The organism is Flavobacterium amylolyticum, from assembly GCF_048284335.1.
In the GTDB taxonomy this organism is placed as follows: domain Bacteria; phylum Bacteroidota; class Bacteroidia; order Flavobacteriales; family Flavobacteriaceae; genus Flavobacterium.
In genome coordinates, this window is sequence record NZ_JBLVPG010000004.1 from 29,808 (window position 1) to 50,786 (window position 20,979).

The window sequence follows — 20,979 nt, forward strand, 5'->3', positions numbered from 1 at the left end:
TATGAAACTAAAAGTACTTATTTGTGCGGTTATCAGTATGTTCTTTTTTTCTAATTGTATGGAAAGACCAAAGGAAGATTCCATAAAAGCAAATTATTTAGATTTTTCCAAACGGGACGACCAACTCACCGGCGGTATCAAAATGATTCCGATAAAAACAGCAAAAGGCACCTTCAAGGTTTGGACCAAACGCGTGGGCAACAATCCAAAAATAAAAGTGCTGCTCTTACACGGCGGACCTGGATTGACTCATGAATTATACGAATCTTTTGATGGGTATTTCCCCAACGAAAGCATTGAATACATTTATTACGACCAATTGGGTTCATATTACAGTGATCAGCCCAATGACAATAGTTTGTGGACCAACGAACGCTTTGTTGAAGAAGTGGAGCAAGTCCGCATCGCGTTAGGCTTAGACAGTTCCAATTTTTACCTGATGGGACAATCTTGGGGCGGAATTCTGGCAATGGAATATGCATTGAAATACCAAAAGAACCTAAAAGGTTTGATTATCTCTAATATGATGGCGAGTGCTAAGGAATATAACGCTTACGCAAAAGACGTTCTGGCACCTCAAATGGATCCTAAAATCCTAAAGCAATTGCAGGATATCGAAAAAAACAATGATTTTGAAAATCCAAAATACAGCGAACTGCTGTTCAAACATTACTACACCGAACATATTTTGAGAATGCCACTGGAGAAATGGCCGGAATCGATCAACAGATGTTTTAAGCATATCAATCCAAATGTATATGTGTTTATGCAAGGTCACAGTGAATTTGGCATTACCGGAAACGCCACGCTTAAAAATTGGGATGTCAAAGCCAGACTAAAAACCATTACTGTTCCAACCTTAAGTATTGGTTCTAAATACGACACAATGGATCCCGAACACATGAAATGGATTGCGAACGAAGTTCAAAACGGACGCTTCTTATTTTGTCCTAACGGAAGCCACCTTTCACAGTATGACGATCCCAAAACCTATTTTCCAGGCGTGATTAAGTTCTTGAAAGATGTAGATAATGGGGAGTTTAAGAAAGGATAAAGAAATATTTAGTATACAAAAACCACGAATAGCCATTCGTGGTTTTTTGGTTTTAATAGGGTACGATAAAATACAAAGCAATAATTGGGATAGTTAAACTTATCATTCTATTATGTAAAACTTTTAAAGAAAATTGTTGTTTCAAGATGAATACAATTTATAGTATAATTCATTTAACAACATTTTAGAATTTAACAAATTTCATTTTTAGATTCTCTATAATATTCTTTATATAAAACTTACAATTACATCCTTATAGGAATAAAACTAGAATTCTCAATCTTTTTTTTAATACGATTCACGTAGCCTATGGAAATGGCATTCTATTATCAAGCCATGGCGAAATAAAAGATACAATGCACAATACGACCCGTAGGGATTCATACAAAAAAATTTAATTACTCTTAAAAAATGGTATAATTACCTCTATTTGAGCAGCGTTTTTTTATATTTAATTCATTTTAACAAAAAAATAATTTAATATATTATGCATGCATAGTATTTTTTATTATATTTGAAAACGATAGAGTTACTTATGAAAGATAAAACGATAGATTATATTTTACGTGCCACATGGCAAGCAGTGGCCAGAATGTATAATGAAGAGGCGTCAAAATACGATGCGAGTATGGCTACAGGATTCGCTTTGTTGAGTATTGATAAGGAAGGTGGAACGCCATCTACCTCTTTGGGACCAAAAATGGGAATGGAAGCGACTAGCCTGACCAGAACCTTAAAGTCGATGGAAGAAAAAGGATTAATTATCCGAAAGAAAAACCCCGAAGACGGCCGTGGCGTATTGATTTACCTGACGGATTTTGGTAAAGAAAAAAGAGAATTGTCTAAAAACACAGTGTTGAAATTCAATGAAACCGTAAAACAAACTATTCCAGCAGAAAAACTTCAACACTTTATAGAAGTGGCCGAAACCATCAACGAATTAATTCAAGATAAAAATATATTTAATCACACGAACGTCAGCGAAATGGCGGAGCACACTGAAAAAACAAATACAAACGAAGTATGAAACGCACAATTAAAAAAGTTGCAGTAATAGGATCCGGAATTATGGGGTCAGGAATTGCCTGCCATTTTGCTAACATTGGAGTTGAAGTCTTACTGTTGGACATTATTCCAAGAGAACTTACCGAAGCAGAGGCTAAAAAAGGACTGACTCTTGAAAGCAAAATAGTAAGAAACCGATTGGTGAACGAGCATTTGGCCAATTCTTTAAAATCAAAGCCATCCCCTATTTACAATCAGAAATTTGCCAGCCGAATTACTACTGGAAATACCACTGATGACATGGCAAAAATTGCTACTGTTGACTGGATCATTGAAGTTGTAGTGGAACGTTTGGACATTAAAAAACTAGTTTTCGAACAAATCGAAAAGTTTAGAAAACCTGGAACTTTGATCACTTCAAACACGTCTGGGATTCCAATTCACTTTATGAGTGAAGGAAGAAGCGAAGATTTTCAAAAACACTTCTGCGGAACACACTTTTTTAACCCTGCGCGTTACTTAAAATTATTTGAAATTATTCCTGGCCCACAAACTTCAACAGAAGTTTTAGATTTCCTAACTGATTATGGTTCAAAATTCTTAGGGAAAACTTCGGTAGTTGCCAAAGACACTCCGGCGTTTATTGGGAACCGAATCGGGATTTACGGGATTCAGAGTTTGTTTCATTTGGTAAAAGAAATGGGACTTACGATTGAAGAAGTAGATAAGTTGACTGGCCCGGTTATTGGCCGCCCAAAATCAGCTACTTTCAGAACCGTAGACGTTGTTGGATTGGATACTTTGGTACATGTTGCGAACGGAATCTATGAAAATTGCCCAAACGACGAACAACACGAGTTGTTCAAGCTTCCTGATTTTGTCAATAAAATGATGGATAATAAATGGTTGGGAAGCAAAACCGGACAAGGTTTTTATAAAAAAGTAGACAAAGACATATTGTCTTTGGATTTAGATACTTTAGAATACCGAGTTGCAAAAAAAGCTTCTTTTGCCACTTTAGAACTGACAAAAACAATTGATAAACCTATCGACCGTTTTAAAGTTTTGGTAAAAGGAAAAGACAAAGCAGGCGAATTCTACCGAAAAAGCTTTGCTGGAATGTTTGCCTATGTATCGAACCGAATTCCTGAAATCTCAGACGAATTGTATAAGATTGACGATGCGATGAAAGCGGGTTTTGGATGGGAAAATGGTCCTTTCGAAATTTGGGATGCCATAGGTGTTGAAAAGGGTATCGAAATCATGAAAGCCGAAGGTCTAGCGCCAGCTGCCTGGGTAACAGATATGTTGGCTTCCGGAAGTACAAGTTTTTATAGTATTAAAGAGGGTGCTACTTTTTTCTACAATATACCGACTAAATCACAAACTAAAGTTCCGGGTCAGGACGCGTTTATTATCCTAAACAACATCCGCGAAAGCAAAAAAGTATGGAGCAACAGCGGAGCAATTATACAAGATTTAGGAGACGGAATCTTGAATTTAGAATTCCAATCTAAAATGAATACAATTGGTGGCGATGTATTGGCAGCCATCAATAAAGCGATTGATTTATCTGAAAAGGAATATCAAGGATTAGTTATTGGAAATCAAGCAGCGAATTTCTCTGTGGGTGCCAATATCGGGATGATCTTCATGATGGCCGTCGAGCAAGAATACGATGAGTTGAATATGGCCATCAAAATGTTCCAAGACACAATGATGCGCGTGCGTTACTCCGGAATTCCAGTAGTCGTTGCGCCACACGGAATGACTTTTGGTGGTGGTTGCGAAATGAGTCTACACGCTGACAAAGTGGTAGCTGCTGCGGAGACCTATATGGGATTAGTAGAATTTGGTGTTGGAGTAATTCCTGGAGGTGGCGGATCGAAAGAAATGGCATTGCGTGCCTCGGATTTGTTCCATAAAAATGACGTAGAATTGAATGTTTTACAAGAATATTTCTTGACTATAGCTATGGCAAAAGTGTCTACTTCGGGATACGAAGCTTTTGACACCGGACTTTTACAACATGGAAAAGATAGTATTGTGGTAAACAAAGACCGTCAGATTGCAGAAGCGAAAAAACACGCTTTACTAATGGCAGAAGCCGGTTACACACAACCCATACGCAGAACGGATGTGAAGGTTTTAGGAAAACAAGCTTTAGGAATGTTTCTTGTAGGAACGGACCAAATGGAAGCTGGAAAATACATCTCGGAACACGATAAAAAAATTGCTAACAAACTAGCGTATGTTATGGCGGGTGGTGATTTATCAGAACCAACATTAGTAACCGAACAATATTTATTGGATATCGAGCGGGAAGCTTTCTTATCCCTTTGTACCGAAAGAAAAACGTTGGAACGAATTCAGTTTATGTTAACCAAAGGGAAACCGTTGAGAAATTAGAAAATAGAATAAAGAACCAAGAAGCAAGATTCCAAAACTGAGTTTTTTCTTTTCTCTTGCCTCTAGCCTCTTTCTTTTAAATCTTAAAAAATAAAAAATATGAAAACAGCCTATATAGTTAAAGCATACAGAACTGCCGTGGGAAAAGCCCCAAAAGGGGTGTTTAGATTTAAACGTCCTGATGAATTGGCAGCCGAAACGATTCAGTTTATGATGAATGAGCTGCCTGATTTCGACAAAAAACGTATTGACGACGTGATGGTAGGAAATGCCATGCCGGAAGCAGAACAAGGACTAAACGTGGGACGATTGATTTCCTTAATGGGATTGAAAATTGAAGATGTTCCAGGTGTAACCGTAAACAGGTATTGCGCATCTGGATTAGAAACGATTGGTATGGCTACAGCCAAAATTCAATCGGGAATGGCAGATTGTATCATTGCTGGTGGTGCCGAAAGCATGAGTTTTATTCCAATGGGAGGGTATAAACCAACTCCGGATTATGCTGTTGCAAAAGCGGGGAATGAAGATTACTATTGGGGAATGGGACTTACTGCAGAAGCAGTTGCCAAACAATTTAATGTCTCTCGTGCCGACCAAGATGAGTTTGCTTACAACTCTCACAGGAAAGCGCTGAAAGCGCAAGCTGAAGGCAGATTTGACAAACAAATTGTCCCTATAACGGTGGAACAGACGTTCATCAATGAGAATGGTAAAAAAGAAACCAAATCGTATGTCGTAAATAAAGATGAAGGTCCTAGAGCCGGAACTTCTGTAGAAGCGTTAGCAGGTTTAAGACCAGTTTTTGAAGCGAACGGAAGCGTTACTGCAGGAAACTCTTCTCAAATGAGTGATGGAGCGGCCTTTGTTTTAATCATGAGCGAAGAAATGGTAAAAGAACTAAACCTTACTCCTATCGCACGTTTAGTCAACTTCGCATCAGCTGGAGTTGAACCAAGAATCATGGGAATTGGACCGGTAAAAGCGATTCCAAAAGCGTTGAAACAAGCGGGTTTAACATTGAATGATATTGATTTAATCGAATTGAATGAAGCTTTCGCCTCACAAGCATTAGCTGTTACTAGAGAATTAAACTTAAATCCTGATATTATCAATGTCAATGGTGGAGCAATTGCATTAGGCCATCCATTGGGTTGTACCGGAGCAAAACTGTCTGTACAATTATTCGACGAAATGAAACACCGAGGTAGTAAATACGGAATTGTAAGTATGTGTGTGGGAACCGGTCAAGGAAGCGCTGGAATATATGAGTTGCTTTAAGCTATTTTAAAAAGGAAGAAAGAAACAAGAAGCAAGATCTTAAGATATAATTTTAGTGGGAATTAGAATTAAAAAAGGCAAATGAGACACAATTTCAAGAACTTGAAAATTTGGAATTTAGCAATGGATATCACGAATGATATTTATAAACTTACTGCTATATTTCCAAAATCTGAAATATATGGTCTAGTTAGTCAAATGAATAGATGTTCCGTTTCAATGCCATCTAATATTGCAGAAGGTTCGAATAGAGGGGATAAACATTTTCAGCATTATTTAAATATCAGCTTAGGTTCATCATTTGAATTACAAACTCAATTGCTAATTGCTAATTGCTAGTCAAAATGATTATTTATCGAAAGAAAAAACAGACGAAATAGAAAATAAAATAATTGAATTTCAAAAGATGACAACAGGTTTCATAAATAAGTTAGACAATAATCTTTCTTCTTGATTCTTTCATCTTTTATCTAAAAACAAAAAAAATGAGCGACAAAACAAGAGGAGGTCAATTCCTGGTTAAAGAAACAAAGTGCGAAAATATCTTTACTCCAGAAGATTTTTCGGAAGAGCAATTAATGATGCGTGACTCTGTAAAAGAGTTTGTCGATAAAGAATTGTGGGCACACAAAGATCGTTTTGAGAAAAAAGATTATGCGTATACACAAGAAACCATGAAAAAAGCGGGTGACTTAGGACTTCTTGGAGTTGCTGTACCTGAAGCTTATGGTGGATTAGGAATGGGATTTGTTTCTACAATGTTAGTTTGTGATTATATTTCTGGGGCAACGGGATCCTTCTCGACTGCTTTTGGAGCACATACCGGAATTGGAACCATGCCAATTACATTATACGGAACTGAAGAACAAAAACAAAAATACGTTCCTAAATTAGCCACTGGCGAATGGTTTGGTGCGTATTGTTTGACAGAACCGGGCGCAGGATCTGATGCTAATTCTGGAAAAACAAAAGCGATTTTATCGGAAGACGGAACACATTATAAGATCACAGGACAAAAAATGTGGATTTCGAATGCTGGATTTTGTTCTATATTCATTGTTTTTGCACGTATTGGGGATGATAAAAATATTACTGGTTTTATCCTAGAAAACTCCGCTGATAACGGAATTTCAATGGGTGAAGAAGAGCATAAGTTAGGAATTCGTGCTTCTTCTACGCGTCAGGTTTTCTTTAGTGAAACGAAAGTTCCTGTTGAAAACATGTTGTCAGAAAGAGGAAATGGCTTTAAAATCGCAATGAATGCTTTGAATGTGGGTCGTATCAAATTGGCAGCAGCTTGTTTAGACGCTCAAAGAAGAGTGATTACAAGTTCTGTTCAGTACGCTAATGAAAGAATTCAGTTCAATACTCCAATTTCTCAGTTTGGTGCTATTCGTGCAAAACTAGCGGAAATGGCAACGAGTTGTTACTCTGGAGAAAGCGCTTCTTACAGAGCAGCAAAAGATATTGAAGATAGAATTGCAACTCGTGAAGCGGAAGGATCTTCGCATCAAGAAGCAGAGTTAAAAGGTGTTGAAGAGTATGCTATTGAATGTTCCATACTTAAAGTGGCGGTTTCTGAAGATGTTCAAAACTGTGCTGATGAAGGCATCCAAATTTTTGGTGGAATGGGATTCTCTGAAGACACGCCTATGGAAAGCGCTTGGAGAGATGCACGTATTGCTCGTATCTACGAAGGAACTAACGAAATCAACAGAATGTTATCTGTAGGGATGTTGATTAAAAAAGCAATGAAAGGACATGTTGATTTACTTGGACCTGCATCAAAAGTACAAGAAGAATTAATGGGAATTCCATCATTTGAAACTCCTGATTATGCTGAATTATTTGCCGAAGAAAAAGAGATGATCAGTAAATTGAAAAAAGCATTCTTAATGGTTGCTGGTGGAGCTGTTCAGAAATATGGTCCAGATTTAGATGCACACCAACAATTATTGATGGCAGCTTCTGATATCTTGATTGAAATCTATATGGCAGAGAGCACGATTCTGAGAACGGAGAAATTAGCCAAAAAAGAAGGTGAGGCCAAAGTTCAGGAGCAAATTGCCATGGCAAAATTATACTTATACAAAGCAGTAGACATTGTCACTCAAAAAGGAAAAGAAAGTGTCATCTCATTTGCTGAAGGCGATGAACAACGTATGATGTTGATGGGTTTACGCCGTTTTACTAAATATACTAACATGCCAAATATAGTAGGATTAAGAGAAACAATTACTACTAAATTAGTAGTTGCAAATGAATATTGCTTTTAACTAGAAGATAGATTTTTAACCGCCTTGTCCTTCAAAACAAGGCGGTTTTTTTATTTATTTAAAACATATTCATTAGCAGTTTTTCTTACGATTCCTTTTCCTTCAGCATTTATTTGTATTAATGTATTGTCACCTACTTTTACCGATATGGTTTTCCTATTAAATCTTTTAAAGAAATTATTGAACCTGTTTCATTCCAAGTAAAAATTCCTGTTTTTCAAAAACACTTTGATCACCATTACCTAACTATTTTGTTTTATGTGAAAAATATAAATTCGCATTCAAAGTAATTTAGGTTTCTATTCCTTCGCAATCAACACAGGGAAGTATACCCTTATGTGTTCCTTGCCAATCTAATGAATTTTGAGAATTATGGGTTTCAATTCTACTCGTGTTCGCATCAATTGAGAGGGAATCACTTTTTATTTCTTTCATTTCTTTTTTACAATTAAAAAAAAACAATGATGTCAGTATAAGGTATCGCTATTTTATTCTTCCTTTTATTATTTGTTAACCCGTTGGTAAAAATCTATTTGCTTTTTTGGTTCCATTATTATGGTTTTTGCATAAAACGATAGATTTTTAATTTCATGTTTTCTGAGAAGTATATTTTCATTTTTTAACAGTAAATCATTGAACTCTGGATTGAATTTCAATATTCTATAATAACTAAAAGTCCATTTACTTATATAGTCGTTCCTCAATTCTTAATATTAAGTGATTTTGTACTCTTTAAATCAAGATTTATGAGGTCTCCAAGAATTTTTAATTGCCCATTAGTAACACCTTTTAATTTGCTAAAAGTGGTATTAAAAACCCTACTGATTTTTATTTAGTTGAAACCTTCTTGATACTAAATTTTTACTTCCAATGCATCTAGTGATTCATACCTAAAATAACGACATGAACATATTCAAAAAAAACATAAAGCCCAACTGCTTTATAAAAGTCAATTGGGCTTAAGTAGGTTGTTTCGGTTTAAACAAACAAACCTTCAATACTCAAATAATGTTCGCCCGTATCATAACAAAAAGTCAATATTTTAGCGTTTTCAGGAATCTCTGATATTTTTTTAGCCACAGCAGCCAGTGAAGCACCAGAGGATATTCCAATGAAAATACCTTCTTCTTTTGCTGCCCTTTGGGTATAAGTAAACGCTTCGTCTTTACTCACCTGAATGGTTCCATCCAGCAAATTTACATGTAAGTTTGTAGGAATAAATCCGGCTCCAATCCCTTGAATTGGGTGTGGAGCAGGAGCGCCCCCACTGATTACTGGTGATGCCTCAGGCTCGACAGCATATACTTTTAAGTTTGGAAAATGGTCTTTTAATATAGCAGCACAACCGGTAATATGACCGCCAGTGCCTACTCCTGTTATCAGGCAATCCAATCCGTCAGGGAATGCCTTTATAATTTCCTGAGCAGTAGTTGTTTTATGAATCTCAATATTAGCTGGATTCTCAAATTGAAGTGGTGACCAGGCGTTCGGCATTTCAGTTACTAATTCTTGTGCTTTTTCCAAAGCACCTTTCATTCCTTTTTCACGAGGAGTCAGTACGAATTCGGCGCCATAAAGACTCATTAGTCGACGTCTTTCCACTGACATTGACTCAGGCATTACTAAAATTAATCGATACCCTTTTACAGCTGCTACCATTGCTAAACCAATTCCTGTATTCCCTGATGTAGCTTCAATTATAGTACTGCCTTCTTTTAATAATCCTTTATCCTCGGCATCCTCAATCATTGCTAGCGCAATTCTGTCCTTGATACTGGCGCCTGGGTTAGCCCGTTCCAGTTTAATCCAGACATTATGGTTTGCACCAAATAATCGATTGATTTTTACGTGAGGTGTGTTTCCTATTGTTTCTAGTATGTTGTTGTATTTCATAATATTTATATAGAGAAGAAATTAATATCTTTTATTTCCTGTTGATTCAAAACAGTATTTTTTGTGGACTGCAACACAAATGAATATGGATTCACACTTTTGGTAATAAACGTATTTCCACCTATAATACTATGATTGCCTATAATTGTACTACCTCCTAAAATAGTTGCATTAGCATAAATAATCACATGATCTTCCACAGTAGGATGACGTTTTTTTTCCTGCATGTTTTTCTCCACTTGCAAAGCACCTAAAGTAACACCTTGATAAATACTCACGTGCTTTCCTATAATAGTGGTTTCTCCAATGACAATTCCGGTACCATGATCAATCATAAACGGAACGTCAATTGTTGCACTGGGGTGAATGTCAATTCCGGTTTTGCTATGGGCATATTCCGTCAGAATACGAGGTAACAGGCAAGTGGTATGAGAAGCAATAGCATTAGCAATGCGATATACTTCAATAGCAAAAAAGCCAGGGTAGGAATTAATGATTTCCTGAATACAATCTGCAGCAGGATCAGTGTCTAAAATAGCCTTTGCATCTTTTTGCATTGATTGGTATAATCCCGGAAGTGCAGTATAGAAAGACTCCGCAACATCCAAAATTTCATTGGCCGTTTTATCTTTTGCAATCTCAGAAAGTATCGCAATAAAATTAGCTTTATTTTGATCTAATAGCAATTCGATTTGGATAGTTTCCAATGGTTTTTCAGGAAATAATATTTTGAAAAGATCATCGATCCAATTAATAATTTTTGAAGAATCAATGGCTCTTACCCAATTTTTATTTTGGTTTTCATGCAGTAAATTCGAAAAACGGGTGGGTTCAGTGTTCATTTATAATATAATAGTAATCGGAATAACATTAGTAAAACAACTCAAAATACAAATATAGAGTAGAATAGTGTAGGTTCAAAACCCTGATTAGTAAATAAATGTTAATATGCTTAATCCCCACAAAAAGGACGCTTTGTGTTAGAAATGGTACTATAAAAAAATCCGATTTGCTTTCACAAATCGGATTTTATATTTTTCTGTAAAGACGCGCTGCAGTACGTCTCTACGTTACATGATTATTTATTTACAAATGTATTACCTCGCCATACGCATCAGCTACGGCTTCCATAACTGCTTCACTCATGGTTGGATGTGGGTGAATTGATTTTAGGATTTCGTGTCCTGTAGTTTCAAGTTTACGCGCCACAACTGCCTCAGCAATCATATCGGTAACTCCTGCCCCAATCATGTGACACCCTAACCATTCTCCGTATTTAGCATCAAAAATTACTTTTACAAATCCATCTGGTGTTCCGGAAGCTTTCGCTTTTCCTGAAGCTGAGAATGGGAATTTACCAATCTTTAATTCGTAACCTTTTTCTTTAGCTTGCTTTTCAGTCAACCCTACCGAAGCAATTTCAGGAGTTGCATAGGTACAACCTGGAACGTTTCCGTAATCAATCGGTTCTACATGCAGTCCTGCGATTTTCTCCACGCAATTGATTCCTTCAGCTGACGCTACGTGAGCTAATGCTTGCCCTGGTGTTATATCACCAATAGCATAATAACCGGGTATATTAGTTTGATTGTAAGCGTTTACTAAAATTTTATCTTTGTCGGTGGCAATCCCTACTTCTTCTAATCCTATATTTTCTATGTTGGTTTTAATTCCGACAGCCGAAAGCAAAATTTCAGCTTCCAGAACTTCTTCTCCTTTTGCCGTTTTAACAAAGGCTTTAACACCGGCTCCAGTGGTATCAATTCTTTCTACAGAAGAACTAGTCATGATCGTAATCCCTGCTTTTTTCAAAGAACGTTCCATTTGTTTTGAGATATCTTCATCTTCAACAGGAACTACATTTGGCATAAATTCTACAATGGTTACTTGAGTTCCCATTGAGTTATAGAAGTGTGCAAATTCAACTCCAATCGCTCCAGAACCTACAATAATCATCGATTTTGGCTGGGTAGTCAATGTCATTGCCTGACGGTACCCTATTACTTTTACCCCATCTTGTGGCAAGTTCGGCAATTCACGAGAACGTGCTCCAGTTGCAATAATGATATGATCTGCAGTATATTCTGATACTTTATTTTCTTTATCCGTAACATCAACTTTTTTTCCAGGTTTTAGTTTTCCAAAACCATCAATTACATCGATTTTATTTTTTTTCATTAGAAATTGAACCCCTTTACTCATTCCGTCAGCAACTGTTCGACTGCGTTGCACCACGGCAGGAAAGTCTTTGTCAAATGATGAAACAGTCAATCCATAATCAGAAGCATGTTTTAGATAATCAAAAACCTGGGCTGATTTTAGTAAGGCTTTTGTTGGAATACATCCCCAGTTCAAGCACACACCACCTAAGTTTTCTTTTTCAATTACGGCTACTTTAAACCCTAATTGTGAGGCTCTAATTGCGGTAACATACCCGCCTGGACCACTTCCTAAAACTATAATATCGTATTTCATTTTTTGTGTTTTTCTTATTTAATTGATTGGGCGAATTTAAGGATTTATTCTGTTTTGAGAAAGTTTCAAAGTAATAAAGTAGTAAACTAACCAATTTTGATAAAAAGACCTTTGTTTAAAACAAACTACAGTCGTGTAAATCAATTTCTGCTCTCTATAAACCCACAATTAAGAATTTTAAAGTAAATTAAAAAACCATATCGCGATTGAGAGCTTAGAGTAGAAAACTAATTAGCCACAGAGAATTGTGAATCATACAAATTCTTATAATAGCCACGCTCACGATTGATTAATTCCTGATGAGTCCCCTGTTCTACAATAAGTCCTTTGTCCATCACAACAATTTTATCTGCATTTACAATTGTTGCTAAACGATGGGCTATAACAATTGAGGTTCTCCCTTTTGTAATTGTTTCCGTAGCACGCTGAATCAGTTCTTCTGAATAAGTATCTATCGAAGAGGTAGCCTCATCGAGAATCAAAATACTTGGATTGCTTACATATGCTCTCAAAAAAGCGATTAATTGACGCTGTCCAGAAGAGAGCATAACCCCTCGTTCTTTGACATCAAAATCATAATTATCTGGTAAACTCATGATGAATTCATGAACGCCAATTTTTTTGGCAGCAGCCAAAACCTGTTCTCTACTAATTTCCGGACTGTTCAAGGTAATATTGTTAAAAATAGTATCGGCAAAAAGAAAAACATCCTGTAAGACAACTGCGATTTGTTTTCGTAATGAACCTAATGTATAATTTTCAATGTTGTGACCGTCAATATAAATAGAACCGCTGTTGATTTCGTAAAAACGATTCAGTAAATTGATGATTGTTGATTTCCCTGCACCTGTAGAACCTACAATAGCAATAGTCTGACCCGCATGTACGTTTAAATCAATTCCTTTTATTACTTCTTCATCTGGAATGTACCCAAAACGTATGTTCTTAAATTCAATATCTCCTTTAAAGACTGGAGCTTCAATAATTCCGGTATCCTGAATTTGATCTTGAGTATCCAAAATATCAAAAACACGGTTTGCGGCAATCATTCCCAATTGCATTTCATTGAATTTATCCGCAATCTGACGCAATGGATTAAACAACATCCCAATAAACATCGTATAAGAGAATAAATCTCCAAAAGTTGTAAAGGTATCGCCATTCAATATTTTTACACCTCCATACAATACTATAAAGCCTAATGTCAAAGATGAAATAATATCCGCAATAGGAAAAAAGATGGAGTTATAGAGTATGGTTTTTATCCACGCTTTTTTATGTTTGTCGTTGATACTTTTAAATTTTTCGTGTTCAATTTTCTCCCGATTAAAGAGTTGCACTATCTTCATTCCCGTTACACGTTCTTGTACAAAGGAATTCATATTGGCAATTTGGTTTCGCACTTCCTCAAATGCGACTTGCATTTTCTTTTGAAAAATACGTGTGAAGAAAACTAAAATTGGCATGGCTACAATCACAATCCAAGTCAATTTCCAGTTCATATAAAACATAAAAATCAATACAACAACCATTTTCATCAAGTCACTGATAATCATGAATAATCCCTGACTAAAAATCCGGGCAATAGACTCAATATCCGAAACAGAACGCGTCACTAATTGCCCCACGGGAACGTGATCAAAATATTTCATTCGGAAACTCAGAATATGTTGAAAGAGTTTGGTTCGTATATCTTTTACAATATCCTGACCTAACCAGTTGGCCCAATATACAAAGTAAAATTGAGAGAATACTTCCAGTAATAGGACAATTCCCATCAGGATTACATACACCAACAAACCCTGCTGATCTTGGGTTGCAATGTAACCATCCACCGTTTGTTTCAATAAATAAGGGCGTAATGCCGCAAATACCGAGAGTGAAATAGCAAAAATAATCACCCCGTTAAAACGCCATTGGTATGGCTTTGTAAATTTTAGTATTCGTTTGAATAACCTAGTATCAAATGCTTTTGCTTTCATGTGTTTTGGGAGCTATTTCCTGATTTTACAATAATTCTATTATTTGCCAAATGAGCTAATAAAAATGATTTTAATTTCAAATATTTTCATAACCTGAGTTATCTGAAAATAAAATTTAGTAAAAGTAATCAGGGTTTTTTCGTAATATAATTGTACTCTATTTTCGTTAAATATAAACCATGCGCCGGAACCGAAAAACCAGCCTTCTCTCGGTTTTTACTTTCTATAATCGCGGTAAAATCAGCCAGTGTAACCTTATGTAATCCTACATTAACTAATGTTCCCACAATGGCACGAACCATATTTCGTAAGAAACGATTGGCTGAAATCGTAAAAATCAATTTATTATTTTCTGGTTTCCAATAGGCTTCGTAAAGGGTGCAGTCAAAAGTATTTACATCCGTATTGACTTTTGAAAAACATTGAAAATCAATGTGATTAAACAATAATTTTGCCGCTTCGTTCATCAAATCCACATCTAATCTTTGATGAAAATACCAACTTTGATCTTGCGAAAAAACATCTTTAAAGGTATTTATATGGTATTCATAAGTACGTTTTACAGCATCAAACCGTGTGTGTGCATCATTATGTACTGGTATCAGATCATAAACAGTTATGTCTTTCGGTAGATAAGAGTTCAGTTTGTGTATCAAACTAGGAATATCAAATGCCTTTTCAAAATCAAAATGCGCATACATTTCTGTTGCGTGAACTCCAGTGTCAGTTCGTCCGGCTCCCATAAGATTAATGGTTGTATTCAATAGAACCGAAAACGCTTTGCTCAACGTCTCTTGAACTGAAGCAGCATTGGGTTGGTATTGCCAGCCATGGTATTGGGTTCCGTTGTATGCTAATTTGATGAAATATCTCAAGTGTTCTTAATTGCAAAGTTTCAAAGTGCAAAGGTACAACGTTTTTATGTGCTGTAAAGGTTAAAAAATTATGCCCTTGTTGGTTTTGTATCATAAATTAAGAAACTAAACTCAGCAACTTTGTACCTTTGTATCTTTCTACCTTTAAAATAATGAAAAAAATACTACTCCTTTCTGATACGCACAGTCATATTGATGATCTAATTTTAAAATACGTTGCTCAAGCTGATGAAGTATGGCACGCAGGAGATATTGGTGATCTAGCGGTAACCGATAGCTTAAAAAAATTAAAACCGCTACGTGGCGTGTATGGCAATATTGATGACGCTACAGCCCGATTAGAATTTCCGCTTCACAATCGCTTTATGTGTGAAGATGTGGATGTTTGGATTACGCATATTGGCGGTTATCCTGGAAAATACAATGCAACAATTAAATCAGCAATCGAAACTAATCCACCTAAATTATTTATTTGTGGACATTCGCATATTCTAAAAGTGATATTTGACAAAAAAAACAATTTATTACACATGAATCCTGGAGCAGCAGGTAAAAGCGGATTTCATAACGTGCGAACAATGCTGCGTTTTGTAATTGACAAAGACAAAATCAAGGATTTAGAAATTATTGAGATTGAAAAACGGGTCTAATCGTTTTTTTATGATACGTAATAGGAACAATTATTTCAATGGATGTCCCCGCGTTTGGCTTTGAATTGATTGCAACATTTCCTTTCAAATTACTAATTCGGGCTTTGATTTGATTGAGACCAAACCCTTCCAAAATATGAAATTTACCGGTATCAAATCCTTTGCCATTATCTATAATATCAATATGAAGAAATTTGTTGTTCTCCTCGATGCTCAATTTTGCAAGCTCCGCTTGACTGTGCTTTATAATATTATTTAGAAGTTCCATGATAATGAAATAAATTTTCATTTCGAAATCTTCATCGTAACGCGTTTTTTTATCTACAGAACTCGAATATTCAAAGCCAAGAATAGAATTTGAGTTTTTTTCGCATAAATCGTCCAATGCATAAAATAATCCAAACCGAGCTAAAAGCGAAGGCATTAATTCATGGGACAAATCCCTGACTTGATCGTGTGCTTCCTCAAGAATGGCTTTGGTTTTACTAATTTCTTGCGATGAAGATTGATTTTTAGAGGTGTAGGCATGAAGATGCAATCCAGCAGAAGAGAGTAAAGCACTAATGTTATCGTGTAAAAAAGAAGCAATTTTTTTTCGTTCCAATTCTTGACCATTTATCGATGCATTGATCATATTTTCTTGGACTTTACTTCGCAGATCTTTAAGTTTATTCTTTTGTTTAAGCTGTGCGTTTTGGGAATAGAAGTAAAAAAGAAAGAATAACAACAGTAGGATAGCAATTATTACAATAACAATTTTTTTGTTTTTGTCTTGCTCTTGTAGTAACGCATTTTCTTTAATTTTAAACTCACTTTCAATTTTATCAATTTCTCTCTTATATTCATCAATTTCAAGATTAATACCCGCTACATTGGCTTTGTTTAATTTTTCTTCATTGTTTAGCTCATCTGTTAATACATTAAAATGTGCAAGGTTCTTGTAGGCATTTTTATAATCTCCATTTTTTAATAAAAACTTAGAAAACTCATAATGTGAATAGGACAAATCAGATTTTTCATCCCCTGCATTCCCTAAATCTATGGCACTTTGGAAGTAAAAAAACGCTTTCTTGGTATCATTTATAGAATTATAATACATCCCATTCAGCATATTTAGAGCAACTATAGTAGAAGATTCTCCATATTTTTTGTGGTATTTATTAATATATTTTAAATAAGGTAGTCCTTCATCATAACGGTCAATATCAAAATAAGCCCAAGTCAAATTAAGTTTTGTAAAGACTATTTCAGCGGAATCTTTAATTTTAGTACTGTATTGTAATGATTTTTTATAATGATAAATTCCTTTTGCATATTGCTTTTTATCAAAACAATAAATGTTCCCCAAATTGTTGTTCAACCAATTTTTCAAAACATCATTATTCGTTTTGTTGGCGTATGTCAAGCCCTTATTATAGTAATAAAATGCTTTATCAGATTCAGATAACTGATCAAAATTTGCAGCAATAGTATTGTAAGATCCAGCAATCAAGTTATTGTCTTTTAAGAGAATCGCCTGACTTAAAGCAAGTCTCGATTTTATCAAGGAACTCTCAAAATTACCTACTTTCATCAATTGATTGGCTTCTTTTGCAAGCGAAACAACGTCATTTTTTGTAAAGATTTTTTTTTGAGCAAAGCCAGAAAAATTAAATACTAAAATTAGTACCGTAAAGATGTGTTTCAGCGACATAAATAATTTTATTTTAACCCTTGTATGTAATAGGCTTTAACAAAAACAATGGTGAGTCAATTGTTTAAGCTCAAAAAATAATTTTAAATTTAGAATTGTTTCAAAAAAAATTGATTCGTGAAATTTAAATAAATTTTATTTTGAAAGATTATTGAGAAGGGTCAGGTCTTTATCAACTTGTTTTTAATGGCATACTTAACCAGGCTTATGGAATTCTTAGCATCCAGTTTTTTCATTATGTTTTTGCGATGCGTTTCCACGGTATTTACACTGATGAACAACTGGTCACTAATTTCTTTACCACTAAATTCTAATGAAATTAAGATAATAATTTCCAATTCTCTTTCAGTTAAAATTAAATTCCCATTGCGATAGGATTTATTTAGTTTTGGATTATCCTTAGCGACAGTGCTAAAAATTTTCTCTCGAACAGCATTACAAAAATATTCCTCGCCATTATTAACCGCAAGAATAGCTTCAACAATATTTTCTCCTGCGCATTTTTTGGTCAAATAACCGCTGCTCCCTAATTTCATCACCTCCTTAATTATTCTAAGGTCATCGTGACTCGAAAGTATAATAATTTTACATGGAAATCCTTTTTCAGCAAACTCTTTAATGACTTCAATACCATCTTTTTCGGGCATGTTAATATCCAAAATTAGTATATCGGATTCGTTGTTGATTACTTCATCATAGATATTATTTCCGTTAATAGAAGACCCTACCACTTCAAATGTGGGATTGGTGTGAAGTAAAGTTCTGATTCCATCAATAAGTATTTGATGATCATCAGCCAGATGAATTCGTATTTTTTTTAACATATCAAGATCGTTATTGCCAAATTTATGAAATAAAAACAACAGATTCTTGTTTTATTAAATCTTTATTCTAAAATAAAAATAGGATTATGGATACAAAAAAACCCGAATTATTACATTCGGGTTTCCTTCGCACTAATAAACTAAAGTTTATAGGTTTACCTCAATCTGTCCACTGATTTTACAAGATCTTCATCCTTTTTGATAGCTTTATTAGCCAAAACTAATAAAACGATAGCAACTACAGGCAGAAACATCCCAATACCTTTCTCTGAGACAACGGGTGTCTCTCCAGATACGTTTAGTGAACGATATACAAACAATCCTAATAAAATCAAATTTAATATTATGTTCAATCTGCCAATAACAAACTGATTTTGTCTTTTTTTATAGGAAACTATACTTAACAACGTTAGTGTAGTACTCAACCCTAAAACTATAGTATATACTTGACTTTGCATGAAATAATACGCTTTACCATCACTCATTGTCCATAACGGAATGAAAAATAATAAAATGCTAGTAACAACAAAAGTAAGTAGTAAATAAATAGTCTGAATTCTTTGTATCATGTGTTAAATATCTTTTACAAAAATATATTTTCTTTTTTAAAAATACTATTGTCTGGTTAAATTTTATTCGTATTATTGCATCATAATTCCGTAAGCACTTCATACTGCGGTTGATTCAATATTAAAGTTTACTACCTATCTTTTACATTTTTCCAACAATTAATTAAATTCATAGAACATTCATGTTTGATATTTCTGCATTAAAAGAAATGAAGCTTTCTGAGCTTCAAGAAATAGCTAAATCAGCTAAAACCATAAAATTTAACGGTGTAAAAAAAGAGACTTTAATCAGTCAAATTCTCGATCACCAAGTGGCTAACGTTGACGCAACATTAGATTCAACAGTTGAAAGTAATTTTGAAGACGATAAACCTAAAAGAGTTAGAATTTTACCTGTAAAAAAAGTAGCCATTCAAAAAGCAGTAAAAAATTCTCTTTTTGAAACAGAACAAATTGTTACAGAAAATAGTCTTCCTCTTGAAAATAATGATTCTTTCCAAGAAATTCCAAAAGAGCAAGAACCTTCTTCAATTCAAGAACCTATAATTGAAGATAAAAAAGGCAAGGTAATTAAGTTTAATAAATCAGCATACGAAAAGAAAATAGCCTTAAAAAAGGATAAGGAAGAACTTAAAGACGCTATAAAAGAAAATGAAAGTGTAGCAGAAACAGCAACTGAAGGAAAAGTTGAAGTTCCAGTTCCTGCAAAAAAATTGAATCCAAACCAGCTACATAAGCAGAATTTGAATCCAAATCAAAATGGGAATGGAAACGGAAATCAAAATCCAAACTTCAAAAATAAGAAAAGCAATTTTGCAGCATCTGATTTTGAATTTGATGGAATTATTGAGAGTGAAGGCGTTCTAGAAATGATGCCGGACGGATATGGTTTCTTACGTTCTTCTGATTACAACTATTTGGCTTCACCAGATGATATATATTTATCAACTTCACAAATAAGATTGTTTGGTCTTAAAACAGGAGATACCGTAAAGGGAGTCGTACGTCCCCCAAAAGAAGGAGAGAAATTTTTCCCACTAGTACGGGTTTTAAAAATAAACGGACACGATCCTCAAGTAGTTCGTGATAGAGTTTCATTCGAACATCTAACACCTGTTTTCCCATCGGAGAAGTTCAAATTAGCAGAGAAGCAAAGCACGATTTCAACCCGAATCATCGATTTGTTTTCACCAATAGGAAAAGGACAACGTGGGATGATTGTAGCCCAGCCTAAAACAGGTAAAACGATGTTGCTAAAGGAAATAGCCAATGCGATTGCGGCGAATCATCCTGAAGTATATTTGATTGTTTTATTAATTGATGAACGCCCAGAAGAGGTTACCGATATGCAACGTAGTGTGCGTGGGGAAGTAATTGCTTCTACATTTGATAGAGAACCGCAAGAGCATGTGAAAATTGCCAATATCGTTCTGGAAAAAGCAAAACGGTTAGTAGAATGTGGTCACGATGTGGTGATTTTATTGGATTCCATTACGCGTTTAGCCAGAGCTTACAATACCGTACAACCTGCTTCAGGTAAAGTTTTAAGTGGTGGTGTGGATGCCAATGCATTACAAAAACCAAAACGTTTCTTTGGAGCTGCTCGTAATGTAGAAAATGGTGGTTCATTAAGTATCATTGCTACTGCATTGACAGAAACTGGTTCAAAAATGGATGAAGTTATTTTCGAAGAATTTAAAGGTACCGGTAATATGGAATTGCAATTAGATAGAAAAATTGCCAACAAACGTATTTTCCCAGCGATCGATTTAACCTCTTCAAGTACCAGACGTGACGATATGTTATTGGATCAAAAAACATTGCAACGCATGTGGATTATGCGAAAGTACCTTTCGGATATGAACCCAGTAGAAGCAATGGATTTTATCAATGACCGTTTCAAGAAAACGAAGAATAATGAAGAGTTTTTAATCTCGATGAATGATTAGAAACATTAAAAAATAAAAACATTCATAAAACGCATAAAAAAAGT

General features: G+C 35.0%; 16 protein-coding genes. 8 read left to right on the plus strand and 8 right to left on the minus strand.

The genetic code is table 11. The features are described 5' to 3' along the window. Position 1: 1 nt before the first annotated feature. The 6 genes from ACNQF9_RS13215 to ACNQF9_RS13240 all read left to right on the plus strand — a co-directional run bounded on the left by ACNQF9_RS13215 (position 2) and on the right by ACNQF9_RS13240 (position 8,025). Complete coding sequence (locus ACNQF9_RS13215; protein ID WP_417990371.1) at positions 2-1,054, plus strand: proline iminopeptidase-family hydrolase; 1,053 nt, start codon at positions 2-4, stop codon at positions 1,052-1,054. Between the two features lie 535 nt (positions 1,055-1,589). Further along, positions 1,590-2,081: a MarR family winged helix-turn-helix transcriptional regulator gene (locus ACNQF9_RS13220; RefSeq protein ID WP_417990372.1), complete on the plus strand. Its 492-nt coding sequence runs from the start codon at positions 1,590-1,592 to the stop codon at positions 2,079-2,081. Beyond that, on the plus strand, positions 2,078-4,468 hold the full coding sequence (locus tag ACNQF9_RS13225; protein WP_417961293.1) for a 3-hydroxyacyl-CoA dehydrogenase/enoyl-CoA hydratase family protein: 2,391 nt from the start codon (positions 2,078-2,080) through the stop codon (positions 4,466-4,468). The genes ACNQF9_RS13220 and ACNQF9_RS13225 overlap by 4 nt, the downstream gene beginning before the upstream one ends. Before the next feature lie 99 nt (positions 4,469-4,567). Next, positions 4,568-5,749, plus strand: coding sequence for an acetyl-CoA C-acyltransferase (locus tag ACNQF9_RS13230; RefSeq protein ID WP_417961295.1), 1,182 nt, complete (start codon positions 4,568-4,570; stop codon positions 5,747-5,749). A gap of 81 nt (positions 5,750-5,830) precedes the next feature. Further along, complete coding sequence (locus ACNQF9_RS13235; protein WP_417961297.1) at positions 5,831-6,088, plus strand: four helix bundle protein; 258 nt, start codon at positions 5,831-5,833, stop codon at positions 6,086-6,088. 146 nt (positions 6,089-6,234) lie between these two features. Beyond that, positions 6,235-8,025, plus strand: a complete 1,791-nt coding sequence (locus tag ACNQF9_RS13240) for an acyl-CoA dehydrogenase family protein (protein WP_417961299.1) — start codon at positions 6,235-6,237, stop codon at positions 8,023-8,025. Positions 8,026-9,003: 978 nt separating this feature from the next. On the opposite strand, the gene cysK is transcribed toward ACNQF9_RS13240, so the two are convergent. From cysK to truA, 5 genes are all read right to left on the minus strand, one after another. Beyond that, a complete protein-coding gene (gene cysK / locus ACNQF9_RS13245; protein ID WP_417990373.1) occupies positions 9,004-9,918 on the minus strand; it encodes a cysteine synthase A in 915 nt (304 codons plus the stop codon). A 5-nt stretch (positions 9,919-9,923) separates the two neighbouring features. Beyond that, positions 9,924-10,760 (minus strand): serine O-acetyltransferase, encoded by an 837-nt coding sequence (locus ACNQF9_RS13250; protein ID WP_417961303.1) that lies wholly within the window; start codon positions 10,758-10,760, stop codon positions 9,924-9,926. A gap of 244 nt (positions 10,761-11,004) precedes the next feature. After that, positions 11,005-12,393, minus strand: coding sequence for a dihydrolipoyl dehydrogenase (gene lpdA, locus ACNQF9_RS13255; protein ID WP_417961305.1), 1,389 nt, complete (start codon positions 12,391-12,393; stop codon positions 11,005-11,007). Between the two features lie 227 nt (positions 12,394-12,620). Next, entirely contained in the window at positions 12,621-14,375 is a 1,755-nt protein-coding gene (locus tag ACNQF9_RS13260; RefSeq protein WP_417990374.1) for an ABC transporter ATP-binding protein, read from the minus strand. Positions 14,376-14,503: 128 nt separating this feature from the next. Continuing rightward, entirely contained in the window at positions 14,504-15,250 is a 747-nt protein-coding gene (gene truA, locus ACNQF9_RS13265) for a tRNA pseudouridine(38-40) synthase TruA (RefSeq protein WP_417990375.1), read from the minus strand. Between the two features lie 152 nt (positions 15,251-15,402). Between truA and ACNQF9_RS13270 the strand changes: the two genes are divergently transcribed. Then, the gene (locus tag ACNQF9_RS13270) at positions 15,403-15,900 is read left to right on the plus strand and encodes a metallophosphoesterase family protein (protein WP_417990376.1); all 498 of its coding nucleotides are present in this window, start codon (positions 15,403-15,405) and stop codon (positions 15,898-15,900) included. On the opposite strand, the gene ACNQF9_RS13275 is transcribed toward ACNQF9_RS13270, so the two are convergent. The 3 genes from ACNQF9_RS13275 to ACNQF9_RS13285 form a co-directional block, all read right to left on the minus strand. Then, positions 15,875-17,593 (minus strand): tetratricopeptide repeat-containing sensor histidine kinase, encoded by a 1,719-nt coding sequence (locus ACNQF9_RS13275; RefSeq protein ID WP_417961313.1) that lies wholly within the window; start codon positions 17,591-17,593, stop codon positions 15,875-15,877. The genes ACNQF9_RS13270 and ACNQF9_RS13275 overlap by 26 nt on opposite strands. 161 nt (positions 17,594-17,754) lie before the next feature. After that, positions 17,755-18,417 carry a response regulator gene (locus ACNQF9_RS13280; protein WP_417961315.1) on the minus strand — a complete coding sequence of 221 codons (663 nt, stop codon included), beginning with the start codon at positions 18,415-18,417 and terminating at the stop codon, positions 17,755-17,757. 155 nt (positions 18,418-18,572) lie between these two features. After that, the gene (locus tag ACNQF9_RS13285; RefSeq protein ID WP_417990377.1) at positions 18,573-18,986 is read right to left on the minus strand and encodes a DUF4293 family protein; all 414 of its coding nucleotides are present in this window, start codon (positions 18,984-18,986) and stop codon (positions 18,573-18,575) included. Between the two features lie 182 nt (positions 18,987-19,168). Here ACNQF9_RS13285 and rho point away from each other — a divergent pair, with 182 nt between their 5' ends. Further along, positions 19,169-20,935, plus strand: coding sequence for a transcription termination factor Rho (rho, locus tag ACNQF9_RS13290; protein ID WP_417990378.1), 1,767 nt, complete (start codon positions 19,169-19,171; stop codon positions 20,933-20,935). The last annotated feature ends 44 nt before the right edge of the window (positions 20,936-20,979 follow it).

Excerpts from the sequence above, each read along its gene's own strand:
- ACNQF9_RS13225 (WP_417961293.1), top strand. The coding sequence starts at position 2,078 with ATGAAACGCACAATTAAAAAAGTTGCAGTAATAGGATCCGGAATTATG.
- ACNQF9_RS13260 (WP_417990374.1), bottom strand. The coding sequence starts at position 14,375 with ATGAAAGCAAAAGCATTTGATACTAGGTTATTCAAACGAATACTAAAA.
- ACNQF9_RS13220 (WP_417990372.1), top strand. The coding sequence starts at position 1,590 with ATGAAAGATAAAACGATAGATTATATTTTACGTGCCACATGGCAAGCA.
- ACNQF9_RS13285 (WP_417990377.1), bottom strand. The coding sequence starts at position 18,986 with ATGATACAAAGAATTCAGACTATTTATTTACTACTTACTTTTGTTGTT.
- ACNQF9_RS13235 (WP_417961297.1), top strand. The coding sequence starts at position 5,831 with ATGAGACACAATTTCAAGAACTTGAAAATTTGGAATTTAGCAATGGAT.
- ACNQF9_RS13230 (WP_417961295.1), top strand. The coding sequence starts at position 4,568 with ATGAAAACAGCCTATATAGTTAAAGCATACAGAACTGCCGTGGGAAAA.
- ACNQF9_RS13270 (WP_417990376.1), top strand. The coding sequence starts at position 15,403 with ATGAAAAAAATACTACTCCTTTCTGATACGCACAGTCATATTGATGAT.
- ACNQF9_RS13275 (WP_417961313.1), bottom strand. The coding sequence starts at position 17,593 with ATGTCGCTGAAACACATCTTTACGGTACTAATTTTAGTATTTAATTTT.
- ACNQF9_RS13280 (WP_417961315.1), bottom strand. The coding sequence starts at position 18,417 with ATGTTAAAAAAAATACGAATTCATCTGGCTGATGATCATCAAATACTT.
- cysK (WP_417990373.1), bottom strand. The coding sequence starts at position 9,918 with ATGAAATACAACAACATACTAGAAACAATAGGAAACACACCTCACGTA.
- rho (WP_417990378.1), top strand. The coding sequence starts at position 19,169 with ATGTTTGATATTTCTGCATTAAAAGAAATGAAGCTTTCTGAGCTTCAA.
- ACNQF9_RS13240 (WP_417961299.1), top strand. The coding sequence starts at position 6,235 with ATGAGCGACAAAACAAGAGGAGGTCAATTCCTGGTTAAAGAAACAAAG.
- ACNQF9_RS13250 (WP_417961303.1), bottom strand. The coding sequence starts at position 10,760 with ATGAACACTGAACCCACCCGTTTTTCGAATTTACTGCATGAAAACCAA.
- ACNQF9_RS13215 (WP_417990371.1), top strand. The coding sequence starts at position 2 with ATGAAACTAAAAGTACTTATTTGTGCGGTTATCAGTATGTTCTTTTTT.
- lpdA (WP_417961305.1), bottom strand. The coding sequence starts at position 12,393 with ATGAAATACGATATTATAGTTTTAGGAAGTGGTCCAGGCGGGTATGTT.